This window comes from Pseudomonas sp. PDM15, from assembly GCF_014851565.1.
GTDB lineage: Bacteria > Pseudomonadota > Gammaproteobacteria > Pseudomonadales > Pseudomonadaceae > Aquipseudomonas.
On the sequence record NZ_JACVAA010000002.1, the window covers coordinates 505855 to 520106 of the forward strand.

The following is a 14252-nucleotide window of genomic DNA, read 5'->3' on the forward strand; positions in this document are numbered from 1 at the left end:
GCGAGTTCATTGACCATGTTGAAAATCGTTCACCTGATAACAGGCGGCGGCGCCCTGCTGCTGTCCTTCGCCCCCAGCCTGCGCAGCGAAACGCTGCCCTACCTGCAACAACCCGACGCGATTTATCTGGCACTGTTCGGCCTGACCAACCTGCTGCTGGCGCCCCTGCTGCCGGTGCGCCATGACGGTGTCCGCAACCAGCTGCAAGCCCTGGTATCGGCCCTGCTGGTATTTGCCAGCGTACTGCAAGGACTGATCCTGCTCGCTCCGCTGGCACAGATCGGCAATCAACCCGCCGTTTCGCTGAGCCTGGCCACCCTGCTGGCTGCCGCCCTGCTGCATCTGGCCATCAACCTGGGCGAACGCAGCCCGCGTAGCGCCATGCCCCGTCGCGACCTCGACGACAGCCGCGAGACCGGCACCGTCAAGTGGTTCAACACTTCCAAGGGCTTCGGCTTCATTTCCCGTGACATCGGCGACGACATCTTCGTGCACTTCCGCGCCATTCGCGGCGAAGGCCACCGCGTCCTGGTCGAAGGCCAGCGCGTGGAGTTCTCGGTGATGCAACGCGACAAGGGCCTGCAGGCCGAAGACGTGATAGTCGCCCTGCCCGGCCAACGCTGAATAAAGGCGCATGAAAAAGCCCTCTGATGCGGGCTTTTTTATTGAGTTCAGTAATGGGGCGGGGGCGCATCGCCCTCGGCGATGCCGAACTGGCCGACCATTTCCTCCTGGCGACGGGCCAACACGGCAATCTGCTGCTGCAAGCGCTCGATATCCCGCTGCTGCGCCACCACTACGTCATTCAGTGCCGCAATGGTGTCGTCCTGGAAGGCCAGCCGGCTCTCCAGTTCGATGACACGCTGCTCCAGCTCCATCGCTCAAGCCTCCGCAAACTGGAAATCGTTGGTGAGCACCAGTCGCAGGCGCTCGCGGATCGAGGCTATTTCGTCAGCCTCATAGGCACGCGCCGGATGCCGCCCCCAGACGGGAGCCGGCCACGCCTGATCCTCGCGGCGACGCACGATCACATGCATATGCAGTTGGCTGACTACGTTCCCCAGCGTGGCGACATTCATCTTGTCGGCGACGAAGGCATCCTTGAGGGTCTCCGCCAGGCGCGTGGTTTCCAACCAGAGCTGCTGCTGATCGACAGTATCCAACTGGAACAGCTCGCTGACCGCCTCGCGACGCGGCACCAGAATGAACCAGGGGTAATTGGCATCATTCATTAACAGCAGGCGGCAGAGTGGGAAATCCCCCATGACCAGGGTGTCCTGCTGTAAACGGGAATCAAGGCTGAACATCTGAATTTCCTCCGGACCAGGCCCAACGACCGCGCAGCATAGCGGGATGCCCCGAGCAATTCACCTCGGTAGCTCGCGCGCGCCAAAAGGATGCGAGACCGCCCCCGAAGCAAGAAGAGATGACAGCCTAAAGTATGGCCAAGCCACGATAAGCAAGAAGGTCGCGGGACCACGCTTCAAAAACGGGCGCCATCAAATTGGCAGCGCCCACAAATTGAACAAGCGCACAGGCAAAAACGTTACCGACGAGTAAATTCCACCTTGCAGCAATGGATCACGGTAACGCTCGGACGCCCGCTCGACATGGGAAATGCCCCTATCGAGAGCAGACTCACCTGCTGGAAGGCCCCATGAAAAGGGACTTGCAGCCGTGAGACCGCACCGAAGAGAGCAAACGAAAGAAACTTTCCATAGCCGATTAGCGTTTTGTGCATGGAAGTTGCTTTATGAGCAGCACCGTCAGCGTCGGCGAGTTCCGAGCCGCCTGCAAAGCCCTAAGCGATTGGATTTGCAGTCTTTTCAGAACAAGCCGGAGCGCAGGACTGGAGACGACAAAACCTACAAAATTGCGACGTCGAAAATGCAGATTTGCGACGCTCACAGAGAGAACTTGTAGGGAATCAATGATATCTGTCGCCAACTTAAGTCACCGTGCTATAAGTTAGCGCCGACACAAAAAGAAAGAGCCGCCCAGAAAACAAAACAATGGGCAGCACAACTCTTCTAAACCAAAGGAGCAATCACAATGCAAGTGATGAAGTGGAGCGCACTGGCTCTGGCCGTGACCGCCGGTACCACCCAACTGGCTTTCGCCAGCGCACAGTCCGAGTCCAAGGGCTTTGTTGAAGACAGCAGCTTCGACATCTTCAACCGCGTTCTGTACATGAACCGCGATTTCCGCAATGGCGCATCTAACGGCAATAGCACTTCGGCCAATCCAGCCGGCTATCGCGAAGAAACCGGCCTGGGCATCCGTCTGCTGTTCGAATCCGGCTTCACCCAAGGCACTGTCGGTGTCGGCGTTGATGCTCACTCCCTCTCCAGCATCAAGCTCGACAGCGGCCGCGGCAAATACGGTAATGGCCTGTTCGGCCAGACCGATGACGGCCGTGGCGATGACACCCAGACTGAAGTAGGTGGCGCCGTTAAATTCCGCGTTTCCGACACCGTTCTGAAATACGGCAATCAGTTTGTAGCAAGCCCGGTATTCTCCACCGACGACAGCCGCATCCTCCCGGAAGTCGCAACCGGTACTTACCTGGTTAGCAATGAGATTGAAGGGCTTGAACTCAGCGCTGGTCGATTCACCGCGATGAACTCGCAGGCAAACACCGACCGTGACAGCTTGACCCAGAGCGGCCAAACCCTGAGGTCGGCCAACATCGTTGGCGCCAGCTACGCCTTCACCGACAACCTCAGCGCAGCGTTCCACGCGTCTGACGTTGAAGATTTCTGGAAGAAGAAATACATCAACGTTAACTACACCCTGCCCCTGGCCGACGAGCAGTCTCTGAACTTCGACCTCAACGCTTATAAGAGCGATGATGACGGCGCAGCCTATGGCGGCGAGCTGGATAACAAGGTTTGGAGCCTGGCGGCCGCCTATAACGTAGGCGCTCACAAGTTCACCGTAGCGTACCAGAAGTCCTCCGGCGACACCGGCTACAACTATGGCATCGATGGCGGCGGCACCGTCTGGCTGAACAACTCCGTTCAGTACTCCGACTTCGTCGGCGAAGACGAGAAGTCCTACCAGGCTCGCTATGACCTGGACATGACTTCCTACGGCGTGCCTGGCCTGAGCTTCATGACTCGCTACATCTACGGTGAAGACATCACTGTCGAAGGCTTCGAGGAAGAAGGCAAAGAGCACGAGTGGAACTTCGAGACCAAGTACGTGATCCAGGAAGGCGCCGCTAAAGACCTGTCCTTCCGTCTGCGTCACGCCATCTGGCGCGCCAACGATGCCTACAACAGCGCTTACGGCGACGACCTGAACGACACCCGCCTGATCGTGGAGTACCCGCTGGACGTGCTGTAAGTCCTAGCGATACCGCATCAGTGCAAAAAGAACCCGGCCTAGGCCGGGTTCTTTTTTATCTGCAGCAGTTGTCACTGAGGCAAGGCGTAGGTCCCGGTGACATGCGCCACCAGCTCACCCTCCTCGCCTTGAGAGTAGAGCTGCACCTCGCATACGGCCTGGCGCCGCGACAGGCGCAGAATGCGTGCCTCGGCAATCAGATCCACGGGCTTGGGCCGAGCCAGGAAGTTGATATTGAGATTGGCCGTCACCGCCATCTCCACTCGCCCCAATCGCCCCAGCACCACCGCATACATGGCCGCATCGGCCAGCGACATGATGGTCGGCCCCGACAGTGTTCCACCCGGTCGCACCAGCTTGCCTTGGAAGGGCACCCGCGCCACTGCCAGATCGGCATCGAGACGGTCGATGCACAGGTCGATATCCTCGGCCATCGGCACTCCAGCGCGGATCAGCGCCTGCACCTGGCCAGCTGTCAGCTCCGCCATCCCCAACTCCCGGTCTGTCCTGTACGCCACATGGCTGGCACCGTACAATGCCGAGTCATTATTTGCCCTCGCAACCGACATAACGGCCAAACATGCGTACCAGTCAGTACCTGCTCTCGACCCTAAAGGAAACCCCCTCAGACGCAGTAGTGATCAGCCACCAGCTGATGCTGCGTGCCGGCATGACCCGCAAGCTCGCCTCCGGCCTGTACACCTGGCTGCCTATGGGGCTGCGCGTACTGCGCAAGGCCGAGGCCATCGTGCGCGAAGAGATGAATGCCGCCGGCGCCCTGGAAGTGCTGATGCCAGCGGTTCAGCCGGCCGAGTTGTGGCAGGAGTCGGGACGCTGGGAGCAATACGGCCCCGAGCTGCTGCGCATCAAGGATCGCCACGACCGCGAGTTCTGCGTCGGTCCGACCCACGAGGAAGTCATTACCGATCTGGCACGCAACGAGCTGAACAGCTACAAGCAGCTGCCGATCAACATGTACCAGATCCAGACCAAGTTCCGTGACGAGATCCGTCCGCGCTTCGGCCTGATGCGTGGGCGCGAGTTCCTGATGAAGGACGCCTACTCCTTCCATGCGGACCAGGCCTCACTGCAGGAAACCTACGACCGCATGCACCAGGCCTACTGCAACGTGTTCACCCGCCTGGGCCTGAACTTCCGCCCAGTGCAGGCCGATACCGGCTCCATCGGCGGTACCGGCTCCCACGAATTCCACGTGCTGGCTGAATCCGGTGAAGACGATATCGCCTTCAGCGACACCTCCGACTACGCCGCCAACATCGAGAAGGCCGAAGCCATTCCGCGCGAGAAAGCGCGTGGAGCGGCCACCGAAGAACTGCGCCTGGTCGATACGCCGAACGCCAAGACCATCGACGAGCTGGTCGAGCAGTTCGGCCTGGCCATCGACAAGACCGTGAAGACCCTGGTGGTGCATGCCGCCGAGGAAGGCAAGCTGATAGCCCTGATCGTTCGCGGCGACCACGAGCTGAACGAGATCAAGGCCGCCAACCACGAGCTGGTCGCCAGCCCGCTGGTCTTCGCCTCCGAAGCAGAAATTCGCGCCGCCATCGGTGCCGGCCCCGGCTCGCTGGGCCCTCTGAATCTGCCGATCACCTGCGTAATCGACCGCAGTGTCGCCCTGATGAGCGATTTCGGTGCCGGCGCCAACGTCGACGACAAGCACTACTTCGGCATCAACTGGGAGCGCGACCTGCCGCTGCCGGCGATCGCCGACCTGCGCAACGTGGTCGAGGGCGACCCCAGCCCGGATGGCCAGGGCACCCTGGTGATCAAGCGCGGCATCGAAGTCGGGCATATCTTCCAGCTCGGCACCAAGTACAGCGAGGCCATGGGCTGCAAGGTACTGGGCGAGAACGGCAAGCCGGTGACCCTGACCATGGGCTGCTACGGCATCGGCGTATCGCGCGTCGTGGCCGCAGCCATCGAGCAGAACTACGACGAGCGCGGCATTCTCTGGACCGACGCCCTGGCGCCCTTCCAGGTCGCCATCGTGCCGATGAAGTACGAGAACGAAGCGGTGCGCGAAGCCACCGACAAGCTCTACGCCGAACTGACCGCCGCCGGCTACGAAGTGCTGCTGGACGACCGCGACAAGAAGACCAGCCCCGGCGTGAAGTTCGCCGACATGGAACTGATCGGAATCCCGCACCGCATCGTGGTCAGCGAGCGTGGCCTGGCCGAGGGCAACCTCGAGTACAAGCACCGCCGCGATAGCGAAAGCCAGCCACTGCCGGCTGCCGAGGTGCTGTCCTTCCTGGCAAACCGCATCCCCCGCTGAGTACCGAGGCCGCATGTTCCAGCGACACACCCTCAGTACCGGCGCCACCCTGCTCGGCGTCCTCCTCCTAGGCGGCTGCGCCAACCAGCTGCCGCAGCGCAGCGAGCACGAGGAGCGCTTCGAGCGCCGCCTGCTCGATCACAGCCTGCAGATCGACGTGGGCGAGCCGCGGGTGCTGGAGCTGCCGCAGCGCCGGGTACGCATTCACGAGCAGAAGACCTTCGAAGTGACCGAGTTCGAGGTCACCCGCCGCTACGACCGCTACACCCCCTACCAGCCCTGGCGCGAGCTCTACGAAGTGCCGCTGGGCGCGGTGGCGGTGGTCGCCGGCGTCGGTGCCAACGTGGTCAACGTGATCGCACTCGGCCGCCTGCCGGATAGCGTGACCAAGGACTGGATCAGCTACGGCGTGGCTGGTCTCAACCCTGCGATGAACGTCGAGTCCAACGGCCGCTCCCAGCAGAACCTGGCGGCCATTGAGGAAAAGCAGCACGACAAGCGCATGGAGTATTCCAGCCTGCCCTGGGCGGAACGCCCGGTGCTAGTCAAGGCCGGTCGCGAGACCCACGAACTGACCAGCGACCGCAGTGGCGTTTTACGTCTGAACCTGCTCGACGGCCCCTTTGCCGAGCATGACGCCAGCCAGGTCGGCACCCTGTTGCTGAGCGTTGAGGACCCGCAGGACGGCGCTCGCGCCGAAGCCACCCTGCTGGTCAGCCGCAACCTTCGCGGCAAGCTGCGCGAAGCCCACGCCCTGATCTACGACGATCTGGAAGACGACGAAGTGTCCCACTGGGTGCACCGGGTCAAGCGCCTGTCCGACCTGGGCCTGGAGGAAGAAGCCAGCGAGCTGGAGCAGAGCCTGATCGAGCTGACCCGCAACGACCCGGAACTGCAGCAGGAATTCCTCAAGGCCCTGATGAAGGACGCCGGCCGCCTCGCGGCTGATCCGGGCGAAGACTGATCAGCGCCTGACGACGAAGCCGGTGACGCCTTGCACCGGCTGCTGCTCCAGCTCCAGCACATCCACCCGCGCCGCTTGCGGACCATGCCCGAGCCAGCTTTCCAGCTCGCGCACCGCAGACTCCTCACCCTCGACCAGCACCTCGACCCGACCATCGGCCAGGTTGCGCACCCAGCCGTTCAGATCGAGACGCTCGGCCTCCTCCTGAGTGCGCTGGCGAAAGCTCACTCCCTGCACCTTGCCGCTGACGAAACCGTGCAAGCAGATCTGCATTTGCCTTAATCCTCCGCCTGCCAGTGAGCCAGCCGCGCCTGCAGGCCGGCGGCGGTCTGTTCGCCGACCAGGCGCTCGCGCAGCCTGCCATCGGCATCGATGATATAGGTGACCGGCAACACATCGTTGCGCGGCAGTTCCAGGCGCGGCGCCGGGTCCTGCGCCAGTACGGTGAAGCGGATAGCGAATGCCTCAGCAGCCTTGCTCAGAGCCTCGCCCTGCAGCGCATCGAAGTTGACGCCGAGCACCTGGGCACCCTTGTCGCGCACCCCCTCGTTGAGCCTGTTCAGCTCCGGAATCTCGGTGCGACAGGGCTTGCACCACTCGGCCCAGTAATTGATCACCAACCACTGGCCTTCCAGTTGTTCAGCCGTTACCTTTCGTCCATGCTGATCGACGCCCCAGTCCTCGGCGCAGCCGGCCAGAAGAAGCCCGGCAACGACACCTATCATCATCTGGAGTGGCCTTCCCATGGATTCGCTCCTCGTGCACGCGGGGTTGATATGACGCTGGATGCTCTGCACCTGGAAGTGCCAGACATCCTCGAAGAGGATGCCACGCCACTCGCCGACCTCATGTCCGAGCTCGCCGGCGCGCGCCAGCAGCCCCGTGAGGATGGCCTGCAGCAAGTGCTGAACCTGCTGTTCCGCCTCAATCGCTGCGCCATGACCTTACTGGAAAGGCAGCGGGCCCTGCAAAGCTTCTGCGAAGAGTACCGCCACTACTGCCAGCCGCTGCGCGACGGCGCCATGCCCAGCGCGCTGTTCGTCCACCTGTGTGACGAGCTGGCTGCCGGCTTCAAACGCCTGCTGCTGCAGATACTCCAGGGCCGCCAGCCCTCGCGTCCGCACCTGGCCTGGTGCCTGTACATGGCCGAGCACTTCCTCGCCCAGAGCCTGTTGCGCCACTACCAGCTATACCAGGAGCCGCCGGCCTCGCTGTGGAGCGACAGCCACCTGCTGTACTGGATCGGCGAGCACCAGGGCTGTCTCGACGAACATGTCGCAGCGCCGTTCCAGCCCGCCCCGGCCGGATCGTTGCGCGGCCTGTACCAGCAGATGCTGGTGCTGGCCCTGAGCAATCCCTTCCACCTGGCTGAAGGCGAGTGCGCTGCGCTGTTCGGCGCCCTCACGCCCCTGGCCGACCTGGCTCGCCTGCTGCCTTGGGATGAAGACGAAGAAGGCGAAGGCCCGCTGATCGACCTCAGCCAGGCCCAACCCTGCCTGCCCTACGACGCCGAGGTGCACGGCTCGCCCGAATATCTGCGCCGCCTGGAGCTCGGCGCCCTGCTGGTAGCCCTGCATGAGCCGGCACCGCTGCAGAGCCCGCGCGAGCGCGAACTGCTGGAGCGGGTTCGGCAGAACTGGCTCGGCCGCCAGCAGCGCCGCCATCCGCGCGCCGATTTCAGCGCCGATTGCAGCCTGGTGATCGGCCTGCCGGCCATCCACGCGCAACTGCTGGAGAAGCGTCCCACCAGCTGCGCCGCGCAGATGCTTGACGCCAGCCCTGGCGGCGCGCGCCTGCTCTGCCATGCCGACCAGGCGGTGCAGCTGCCAGTCGGGCAACTGGCGCTGGTGCTGACCCACAGCGGCACGCCGACCCTGGCTCTGGTACGTTGGCGCCACCTCAATCAGCAAGGTCTGCATCTTGGGCTGCGCTATCTCAAGGGCTTGCCCCGCCCGGTCTGGCTGCGCCGCGCACCCAGTGCCCAGACTCACCCCGGCGTGCTACAGAGCACCCCGGAACCCGGCGCTGGCTGGCATCACGGCCTTTGGCTACCGTGTGGGCAATTCGTCGAAGGCGAGAACGTCTGGCTGCAACTGGCGAACGTCAACAACCAGGCCGTGCTGCCGCTGCCCGAAGCCAATCTCAGCACTCCCACGGTGATTCGCCACCCCCTGCGCCTGGCCTGATCCTTCAGCCAGGTTCTGCGACGAAAGTCTCAGCCAGCGGAGCCTCAGTGCACAGTTTCGCCGCGGGCCCCACGCCTATAATCCGCCCATTCCTATACCAACGAGTTCTGCCCGGAGCCTTCCCATGTCCCAAGCCAACGACAAGCTGATCGGCCCAGTCCCTGCCAGCATCGTCAATAGCGCGCGCCTGAGCGTAACGCCCTATGAGGGCCGGGTCGGGGAGTTCAACGTCGCGGTCTGGCTGCACCTGCCGGGGCTGGCCAACCTGCCGGTATCGCTGATGGTGCGCTACCGTGACGGCAGCCAGGTGCGTGAAGCGGCGGTGGATCATGGCAAGGTCAACGGGCACAACAAGGTCATGCTCTCGGGCATCGCCCGCCTGCCAATGAAACAGAAGATCGAGGACATGCAGGTGCGCTTGCGCTCGGCGGTACCGGCGCAAACGCTGATCGTCGAGGAACTGTTCGTGCAAGCCGTGGAGATGCTGGACGCCGCCTCCCGCCAGGCGCTGGCCTGACGCTTCCGACTCTTACCACCCCCGCCTCGGCGGGGGTTTTGTTTTTCAGGGGTTCAGAAAACCCCGAAACGCACCACACTGCTGGGCTTCGGCGGCTCAGCTTCTTCCGCTGCCTGGCGAGCCAGTGCCGCCAGCGACTCGGGCCAGCGCGAGAAACGCAGGCCGGTGATACGGTTGAGTCGCTCCAGCGCCTCCTCCGTGTCCCGGGGCTGCAACGGCACTATCTTGTTCTTGCTACTGCTCATTCACTCGACTTCCCTGAGTCATTCAGGCCGCTAGCAGTGTGCCAGCATGTAGCTGGGTAGTTGCCAGAAGCGTGCCAGCCTTCCTGGGCCGGTGGTTTCCGCGCCTCAGCGCACTTGCAGTCTCACGCGACAGACTGCACATCGCCTTAAACTGACTTTTTTCGTCACTTCTGGCAAGCCTATTCCTTGGCCCTTAGCCACTGCGCGAGGCTGCCCTCGAACAGCGTCGCCTGCTGCTCATGCAGTTGCGCCAATGCCTGGCGCAACGCCGGATACCAGGCCTCGTCCAGTTGCTCCGGCAGCTGACCCGGTCGCGGCAGCGGCCAGGGGCTATGGCCGAGCAGGCGGTGCAGGCTGTAATGCTCCAGATCGCGACACAGCACCCAGCCCCCGCCGCTGGTGCGACAGATCAGCTGTTCGCGCTCGAGGAAGTCGAGGATTTCCTCCCACTCGTCCTCCGGCAGCAACCAGCCTTCGCGCTGCACATCGAGATGGCGCACCGGCCGCCCCCGCTGCTGACGATCATGGAATACCCGCAGTACACCGAGCAGCACCAGCAGGCGTGGTAATGCGCGGCGACGCCAGATGCGCGAGGACGACAGGTTGCATACCAGTTCGGCACCGAACAGCACGATCAGCCAGGACAGATAGACCCACAGCAGGAACAACGGCACGGTGGCGAAAGCGCCGTAAATCAACTGATAACCGGGGAACAGACTGACGAACAGGCCGAAGATGCCCTTGGCTATTTCCACCAGTACCGCGGCAAACAGCCCTCCGGTCAATGCATGCGCCAGCGGCACGCGGGTATTGGGCACCGCCGAATAGATCAGGGTGAACGCCGCCGTGCTGAACAGCAGCGGCGCGAAACCCAGCAGGGTCTTGGCCCCGATCAGCGCATCCGGCCCGGACAGCAGCGACAACGAGGCGATGTAGGTGGTGACGGCGAAACCGGCGCCCAGCAGCAACGGCCCCAGACTGAGAATGGCCCAGTACAGCAGGAAGCTGGAGATACCGCGACGCGGCTGGCGCACCCGCCAGATCGCGTTGAAGGTCTTCTCGATGGTTACCAGCATGAAGAACGCGGTGACCGCCAGCAACGCCACGCCGGCCCAGGTCAGGTGACGCGCCTGGGTGGTGAACTCGCGCAAGTACTGCTGCACCGTCTCGCCGGACGACGGCACGAAGTTGCGGAAGATGAAACTCTGGATCTGTTCGCCGGTGTCCTGAAACGCCGGCACGGCCGAGAGCGTGGCGAAGGTCACGGTCATCACCGGCACCACGGCGAACAGCGTGGTGTAGGTCAGCGCGGCAGCGCTGTTGATGGCGCGGTCGGCGAGGAAACGGTGCAACAGGAAACGCCAGAACTCCACCACATCATCCAGCCGCTGTCGCATGCCCACTCCTTAGAACCCGTTTCTTGCTCGACGCGGCTAGAATAGCGCCCTCATTCGCCAATGGGCACCCGCCATGACCGATCTGACCCTCTACCACAACCCGCGCTGCTCCAAGTCCCGCGGCGCGCTGGAGCTGCTCGAAGCCCGCGGCCTCACACCGCAAGTGGTGCGCTACCTGGAAACGCCGCCCAGCGCCGCCGAACTGCGCGAGCTGCTGAGCAAGCTGGGCATCGGGGCCCGCGCGCTGCTGCGCAGTGGCGAGGATGAATACAAGGAGCTCGGCCTGGCCGATGCCAGCCTCAGCGATGAACAACTGATCGCCGCCATGGCCGCCCATCCCAAGCTGATCGAGCGGCCGATCCTGGTCGCTGGCAAACACGCCGTGATCGGTCGCCCGCCGGAGAAGGTGCTGGAGCTGCTGGCATGAGTTCGCCCTACATCCTGGTGCTCTACTACAGCCGCCACGGCGCCACCGCCGAGATGGCCCGGCAGATTGCCCGCGGCGTCGAACTGGGCGGCCTGGAGGCGCGCCTGCGCACGGTGCCGGCGGTGTCCAGCGAATGCGAGGCCGTGGCCCCGGCCATCCCCGACGAAGGCGCGCTGTACGTCAGCATCGACGACCTCAAGCACTGCGCCGGCCTCGCCCTGGGCAGCCCGACCCGCTTCGGCAACATGGCCGCACCGATGAAGTACTTCATCGACGGCACCAGCAGCCTGTGGCTGACCGGCGAACTGGTCGGCAAACCGGCCGGCGTATTCACCTCCACCTCCAGCCTGCATGGCGGCCAGGAAAGCACCCTGCTGTCGATGATGCTGCCACTGCTGCACCACGGCATGCTGGTCTGCGGCCTGCCCTACAGCGAAGGCGCCCTGCTCGACACCCGCGGCGGCGGCACGCCTTACGGCCCCAGCCACCATGCCGGCGCCGACGGCAAACGCAGCCTCGACGAACACGAAATCGCCCTGTGCCGCGCACTCGGCCAGCGCCTGGCGAACACCGCCGCGAAACTGGAGACCACCCGTGGCTAAAACGCCCAAGCCCCTGCCCAGCCTCGAGTGGCTGGCCCCGCGCCTGAAGATCAGCCGCGCCCTCAGCCTGTTCAGCTTCACCGCCCTGCTGGTCCTGCTGCTGGTGTGGAACCTGGCCTTCGCCGACCTGCACGGTGCGCGCACCTGGGTGGTGCTGAGCATCCAGTTGCTGCCGCTGTTGCTGCTCGCCCCCGGCCTGCTGCTGGGCAACGCCCGCGCCCACGCCTGGGCGTGCTTCGTGGTGAACATTTACTTCATCCAGGGAGTGCTGGCCGCCATCGACCCGAACCGCGCCCTGTTTGGCGCGCTGGAGACGGTGATCAGCCTGCTGCTGTTCTGCAGCGCCCTGCTCTACGTGCGCTGGAAGTTTCAGTACGACCGCAAAGTGGCAGGAGAATAAGGGAAGTACATCTTGGGCCTTACCAGCCCAGGGTTTCCTTGAGGAACGGGATGGTCAGCTTGCGCTGAGCCTGCAGCGAGGCCTGGTCGAGGCGTTCCAGCAGCTCGAACAGCGCGCTCATGCTGCGCTCACCGCGGGTAAGGATGAAGCGGCCGACTTCGTCGGTGAGGTGCAGGCCACGACGTGAAGCACGCAGCTGCAGGGCACGCAGCTTGTCTTCGTCGGAAAGCGAATGCAGCTGAAACACCAGCGCCAGGGTCAGGCGCGATTGCAGGTCGGGCAGCTGGATCGGCAGTTCGCGCGGCGACACGGTGGCCGCCAGCAGCAGGCGGCGGCCGGAATCACGCAGGCGATTGAACAGGTGGAACAGCGCCTCTTCCCAGTCAGAACGACCGGCCACGGCATCGAGATCGTCCAGACAGACCAGCTCGGCCTGATCCAGGCCATCCAGCAGCTCGGGGCCGTAATCCGCCACTTCGGCCAACGGCAGGTACACGGCCTGCTCGCCACGCTGCTCAAAGCGCAGGCAGGCCGCCTGCAGCAGATGGCTGCGCCCAACGCCCTCACCTCCCCAGAGATAAATCAGGCTCTCGGTCCAGCCGGCATCGGCCTCGCACAGGCGCTCGACATAGCCGAGGGCGGCCGCGTTGGCGCCGGGGTAGTAGTTGGCAAAGGTGGCGTCGTCACGCAGACGCACGCCGAGGGGCAGTTGTACAGGTTTCATGCACTGGGCGGCGATTCTTGCGAATCGCCGGAAGACTCTCCGTAAAGTGCGGAAAGTTTATAGAAATCATGCGCATGGCGCAGCAATACCATGATCACCGCCGCCACCGGCAGGGCCAGCAGTACGCCGGTGAAGCCGAATAGCTGACCGCCGGCGAGTATGGCGAAGATCACGGCAACCGGGTGCAGGCCGATACGATCGCCGACCAGCATGGGCGTCAGCACCATGCCTTCGAGCAGTTGGCCGATGCTGAACACCACGGCGATGCCGATCAGCGGGTACAGATCGAAGCCGGCGTACTGGAACAGCGCGGCCACCACGGCGGCGCCGAAACCGACGATGAAGCCCATGTACGGCACGATGCTGGCCAGGCCAGCAAGCAGGCCTATCAGCAGACCCAGCTCCAGGCCGACTGTCATCAGGCCAATCGAATAGATGGCGGCCAGGGCCAGCATCACCAGCAACTGACCGCGCATGAAGGCACCGAGCACTTCATGGCATTCGCCGACCAGGCGCACCACCAGACCCTCGCGAGCCCGCGGCAACAGGTTCTGCAGCTTGGCCATCATCAGGTCCCAGTCGCGCAGCAGGTAGAAGGCCACCACCGGGATCAGGAACAGGTTGCCCAGCCAGCCGAGCAGCGCCAGGCTCGACGCGGTGGCCTGGGCCAGCAGGCCGCCGACGATGTCGGTGGTCTTGCCCAGGTGTCCGGACAGCGCCTGCTTGACCTGTTCGAAGCGCCAGAAGCCCTCGGCCAGACCGAGTTGCGCCTGCACCCACGGCAGCGCCTGGTGCTGGGCCCAATCCAGGCCCTGCGGCGCCAGCTCGTAGAGACGCACCAGCTGGCGGCCGAGCATGGGAATCAGCACCAGCAGCATGATCAGCAACAGCAGGCTGAACAGCCCGAAGACAATGACCACGCTCCAGGTACGGGACAGGCCACGCTTCTCCAGGCGATCCACCAGCGGATCGCCCATGTAGGCCAGCAGCATCGCCACCAGAAACGGCGACAGGATCGGGGTGAGCAGGTAGATAAGCCAGCCACACAGGAACAGTCCGGCCAGCCATAGCCAACGCCGCGAATCGGTCATCTCAGGCACTCCGCCTCTGGTGATGGAACCTGCACGCCCACCGGGCAGTGCACCT

18 protein-coding genes and 1 pseudogene are annotated in these 14252 nt (G+C 63.7%); 10 read left to right on the forward strand and 9 right to left on the reverse strand.

The window, feature by feature from the left end; translation table 11 throughout:
- Nucleotides 1–15 precede the first annotated feature (15 nt).
- Together IB232_RS23740 and IB232_RS23465 are read left to right on the forward strand one after the other, a co-directional pair.
- Nucleotides 16–291, forward strand: a pseudogene (locus tag IB232_RS23740) (cold shock domain-containing protein membrane protein); the annotation flags it as partial.
- A gap of 90 nt (nucleotides 292–381) precedes the next feature.
- Nucleotides 382–624, forward strand: a complete 243-nt coding sequence (locus tag IB232_RS23465; RefSeq protein WP_225592204.1) for a cold shock domain-containing protein — start codon at nucleotides 382–384, stop codon at nucleotides 622–624.
- 47 nt (nucleotides 625–671) lie between these two features.
- On the opposite strand, the gene IB232_RS06435 is transcribed toward IB232_RS23465, so the two are convergent.
- Both IB232_RS06435 and IB232_RS06440 read right to left on the reverse strand, forming a co-directional pair.
- A complete protein-coding gene (locus IB232_RS06435; protein WP_137971384.1) occupies nucleotides 672–878 on the reverse strand; it encodes a SlyX family protein in 207 nt (68 codons plus the stop codon).
- A 3-nt stretch (nucleotides 879–881) separates the two neighbouring features.
- On the reverse strand, nucleotides 882–1307 hold the full coding sequence (locus IB232_RS06440; RefSeq protein WP_192397698.1) for an HIT family protein: 426 nt from the start codon (nucleotides 1305–1307) through the stop codon (nucleotides 882–884).
- Nucleotides 1308–2052: 745 nt separating this feature from the next.
- On the opposite strand from IB232_RS06440, the gene IB232_RS06445 reads away from it, so the two are divergent.
- A complete protein-coding gene (locus IB232_RS06445; RefSeq protein WP_192397699.1) occupies nucleotides 2053–3348 on the forward strand; it encodes an OprD family porin in 1296 nt (431 codons plus the stop codon).
- A 71-nt stretch (nucleotides 3349–3419) separates the two neighbouring features.
- Here IB232_RS06445 and IB232_RS06450 read toward each other — a convergent pair whose 3' ends face one another.
- On the reverse strand, nucleotides 3420–3827 hold the full coding sequence (locus IB232_RS06450) for a PaaI family thioesterase (protein ID WP_225592205.1): 408 nt from the start codon (nucleotides 3825–3827) through the stop codon (nucleotides 3420–3422).
- Nucleotides 3828–3928: 101 nt separating this feature from the next.
- Here IB232_RS06450 and IB232_RS06455 point away from each other — a divergent pair, with 101 nt between their 5' ends.
- Together IB232_RS06455 and IB232_RS06460 are read left to right on the forward strand one after the other, a co-directional pair.
- Nucleotides 3929–5644 (forward strand): proline--tRNA ligase, encoded by a 1716-nt coding sequence (locus IB232_RS06455; RefSeq protein ID WP_192397700.1) that lies wholly within the window; start codon nucleotides 3929–3931, stop codon nucleotides 5642–5644.
- Nucleotides 5645–5657: 13 nt separating this feature from the next.
- Entirely contained in the window at nucleotides 5658–6608 is a 951-nt protein-coding gene (locus tag IB232_RS06460; RefSeq protein WP_192397701.1) for a hypothetical protein, read from the forward strand.
- Here IB232_RS06460 and IB232_RS06465 read toward each other — a convergent pair whose 3' ends face one another.
- Nucleotides 6609–6881 (reverse strand): acylphosphatase, encoded by a 273-nt coding sequence (locus tag IB232_RS06465; RefSeq protein WP_192397702.1) that lies wholly within the window; start codon nucleotides 6879–6881, stop codon nucleotides 6609–6611.
- A gap of 5 nt (nucleotides 6882–6886) precedes the next feature.
- A complete protein-coding gene (locus tag IB232_RS06470; RefSeq protein WP_192397703.1) occupies nucleotides 6887–7354 on the reverse strand; it encodes a TlpA disulfide reductase family protein in 468 nt (155 codons plus the stop codon).
- A 30-nt stretch (nucleotides 7355–7384) separates the two neighbouring features.
- Here IB232_RS06470 and IB232_RS06475 point away from each other — a divergent pair, with 30 nt between their 5' ends.
- A complete protein-coding gene (locus IB232_RS06475; RefSeq protein ID WP_192397704.1) occupies nucleotides 7385–8794 on the forward strand; it encodes a PilZ domain-containing protein in 1410 nt (469 codons plus the stop codon).
- A gap of 124 nt (nucleotides 8795–8918) precedes the next feature.
- Nucleotides 8919–9311, forward strand: coding sequence for a hypothetical protein (locus IB232_RS06480; RefSeq protein ID WP_192397705.1), 393 nt, complete (start codon nucleotides 8919–8921; stop codon nucleotides 9309–9311).
- 53 nt (nucleotides 9312–9364) lie between these two features.
- On the opposite strand, the gene IB232_RS06485 is transcribed toward IB232_RS06480, so the two are convergent.
- Together IB232_RS06485 and IB232_RS06490 are read right to left on the reverse strand one after the other, a co-directional pair.
- Nucleotides 9365–9556, reverse strand: coding sequence for a hypothetical protein (locus IB232_RS06485; protein WP_192397706.1), 192 nt, complete (start codon nucleotides 9554–9556; stop codon nucleotides 9365–9367).
- 179 nt (nucleotides 9557–9735) lie between these two features.
- Nucleotides 9736–10953, reverse strand: coding sequence for a YihY family inner membrane protein (locus tag IB232_RS06490; protein ID WP_192397707.1), 1218 nt, complete (start codon nucleotides 10951–10953; stop codon nucleotides 9736–9738).
- A 73-nt stretch (nucleotides 10954–11026) separates the two neighbouring features.
- On the opposite strand from IB232_RS06490, the gene arsC reads away from it, so the two are divergent.
- From arsC to IB232_RS06505, 3 genes are read left to right on the forward strand one after another with little or no spacing between them, the layout of a single operon-like run.
- A complete protein-coding gene (gene arsC / locus IB232_RS06495; protein ID WP_192397708.1) occupies nucleotides 11027–11380 on the forward strand; it encodes an arsenate reductase (glutaredoxin) in 354 nt (117 codons plus the stop codon).
- The gene (wrbA, locus tag IB232_RS06500) at nucleotides 11377–11982 is read left to right on the forward strand and encodes an NAD(P)H:quinone oxidoreductase (protein ID WP_192397709.1); all 606 of its coding nucleotides are present in this window, start codon (nucleotides 11377–11379) and stop codon (nucleotides 11980–11982) included. The genes arsC and wrbA overlap by 4 nt, the downstream gene beginning before the upstream one ends.
- Entirely contained in the window at nucleotides 11975–12382 is a 408-nt protein-coding gene (locus IB232_RS06505; protein WP_192397710.1) for a DUF2069 domain-containing protein, read from the forward strand. The genes wrbA and IB232_RS06505 overlap by 8 nt, the downstream gene beginning before the upstream one ends.
- Nucleotides 12383–12401: 19 nt before the next feature.
- On the opposite strand, the gene hda is transcribed toward IB232_RS06505, so the two are convergent.
- Both hda and IB232_RS06515 read right to left on the reverse strand, forming a co-directional pair.
- Nucleotides 12402–13106, reverse strand: coding sequence for a DnaA regulatory inactivator Hda (gene hda, locus IB232_RS06510; protein WP_192397711.1), 705 nt, complete (start codon nucleotides 13104–13106; stop codon nucleotides 12402–12404).
- On the reverse strand, nucleotides 13103–14197 hold the full coding sequence (locus IB232_RS06515) for an AI-2E family transporter (RefSeq protein ID WP_192397712.1): 1095 nt from the start codon (nucleotides 14195–14197) through the stop codon (nucleotides 13103–13105). The genes hda and IB232_RS06515 overlap by 4 nt, the downstream gene beginning before the upstream one ends.
- Nucleotides 14198–14252 lie beyond the last annotated feature (55 nt).

Excerpts from the sequence above, each read along its gene's own strand:
- IB232_RS06490 (WP_192397707.1), bottom strand. The coding sequence starts at position 10,953 with ATGCGACAGCGGCTGGATGATGTGGTGGAGTTCTGGCGTTTCCTGTTG.
- IB232_RS06465 (WP_192397702.1), bottom strand. The coding sequence starts at position 6,881 with ATGCAGATCTGCTTGCACGGTTTCGTCAGCGGCAAGGTGCAGGGAGTG.
- IB232_RS06455 (WP_192397700.1), top strand. The coding sequence starts at position 3,929 with ATGCGTACCAGTCAGTACCTGCTCTCGACCCTAAAGGAAACCCCCTCA.
- IB232_RS06440 (WP_192397698.1), bottom strand. The coding sequence starts at position 1,307 with ATGTTCAGCCTTGATTCCCGTTTACAGCAGGACACCCTGGTCATGGGG.
- arsC (WP_192397708.1), top strand. The coding sequence starts at position 11,027 with ATGACCGATCTGACCCTCTACCACAACCCGCGCTGCTCCAAGTCCCGC.
- IB232_RS06480 (WP_192397705.1), top strand. The coding sequence starts at position 8,919 with ATGTCCCAAGCCAACGACAAGCTGATCGGCCCAGTCCCTGCCAGCATC.
- wrbA (WP_192397709.1), top strand. The coding sequence starts at position 11,377 with ATGAGTTCGCCCTACATCCTGGTGCTCTACTACAGCCGCCACGGCGCC.
- hda (WP_192397711.1), bottom strand. The coding sequence starts at position 13,106 with ATGAAACCTGTACAACTGCCCCTCGGCGTGCGTCTGCGTGACGACGCC.
- IB232_RS23465 (WP_225592204.1), top strand. The coding sequence starts at position 382 with ATGCCCCGTCGCGACCTCGACGACAGCCGCGAGACCGGCACCGTCAAG.
- IB232_RS06515 (WP_192397712.1), bottom strand. The coding sequence starts at position 14,197 with ATGACCGATTCGCGGCGTTGGCTATGGCTGGCCGGACTGTTCCTGTGT.
- IB232_RS06470 (WP_192397703.1), bottom strand. The coding sequence starts at position 7,354 with ATGGGAAGGCCACTCCAGATGATGATAGGTGTCGTTGCCGGGCTTCTT.
- IB232_RS06485 (WP_192397706.1), bottom strand. The coding sequence starts at position 9,556 with ATGAGCAGTAGCAAGAACAAGATAGTGCCGTTGCAGCCCCGGGACACG.
- IB232_RS06475 (WP_192397704.1), top strand. The coding sequence starts at position 7,385 with ATGACGCTGGATGCTCTGCACCTGGAAGTGCCAGACATCCTCGAAGAG.
- IB232_RS06460 (WP_192397701.1), top strand. The coding sequence starts at position 5,658 with ATGTTCCAGCGACACACCCTCAGTACCGGCGCCACCCTGCTCGGCGTC.
- IB232_RS06445 (WP_192397699.1), top strand. The coding sequence starts at position 2,053 with ATGCAAGTGATGAAGTGGAGCGCACTGGCTCTGGCCGTGACCGCCGGT.
- IB232_RS06435 (WP_137971384.1), bottom strand. The coding sequence starts at position 878 with ATGGAGCTGGAGCAGCGTGTCATCGAACTGGAGAGCCGGCTGGCCTTC.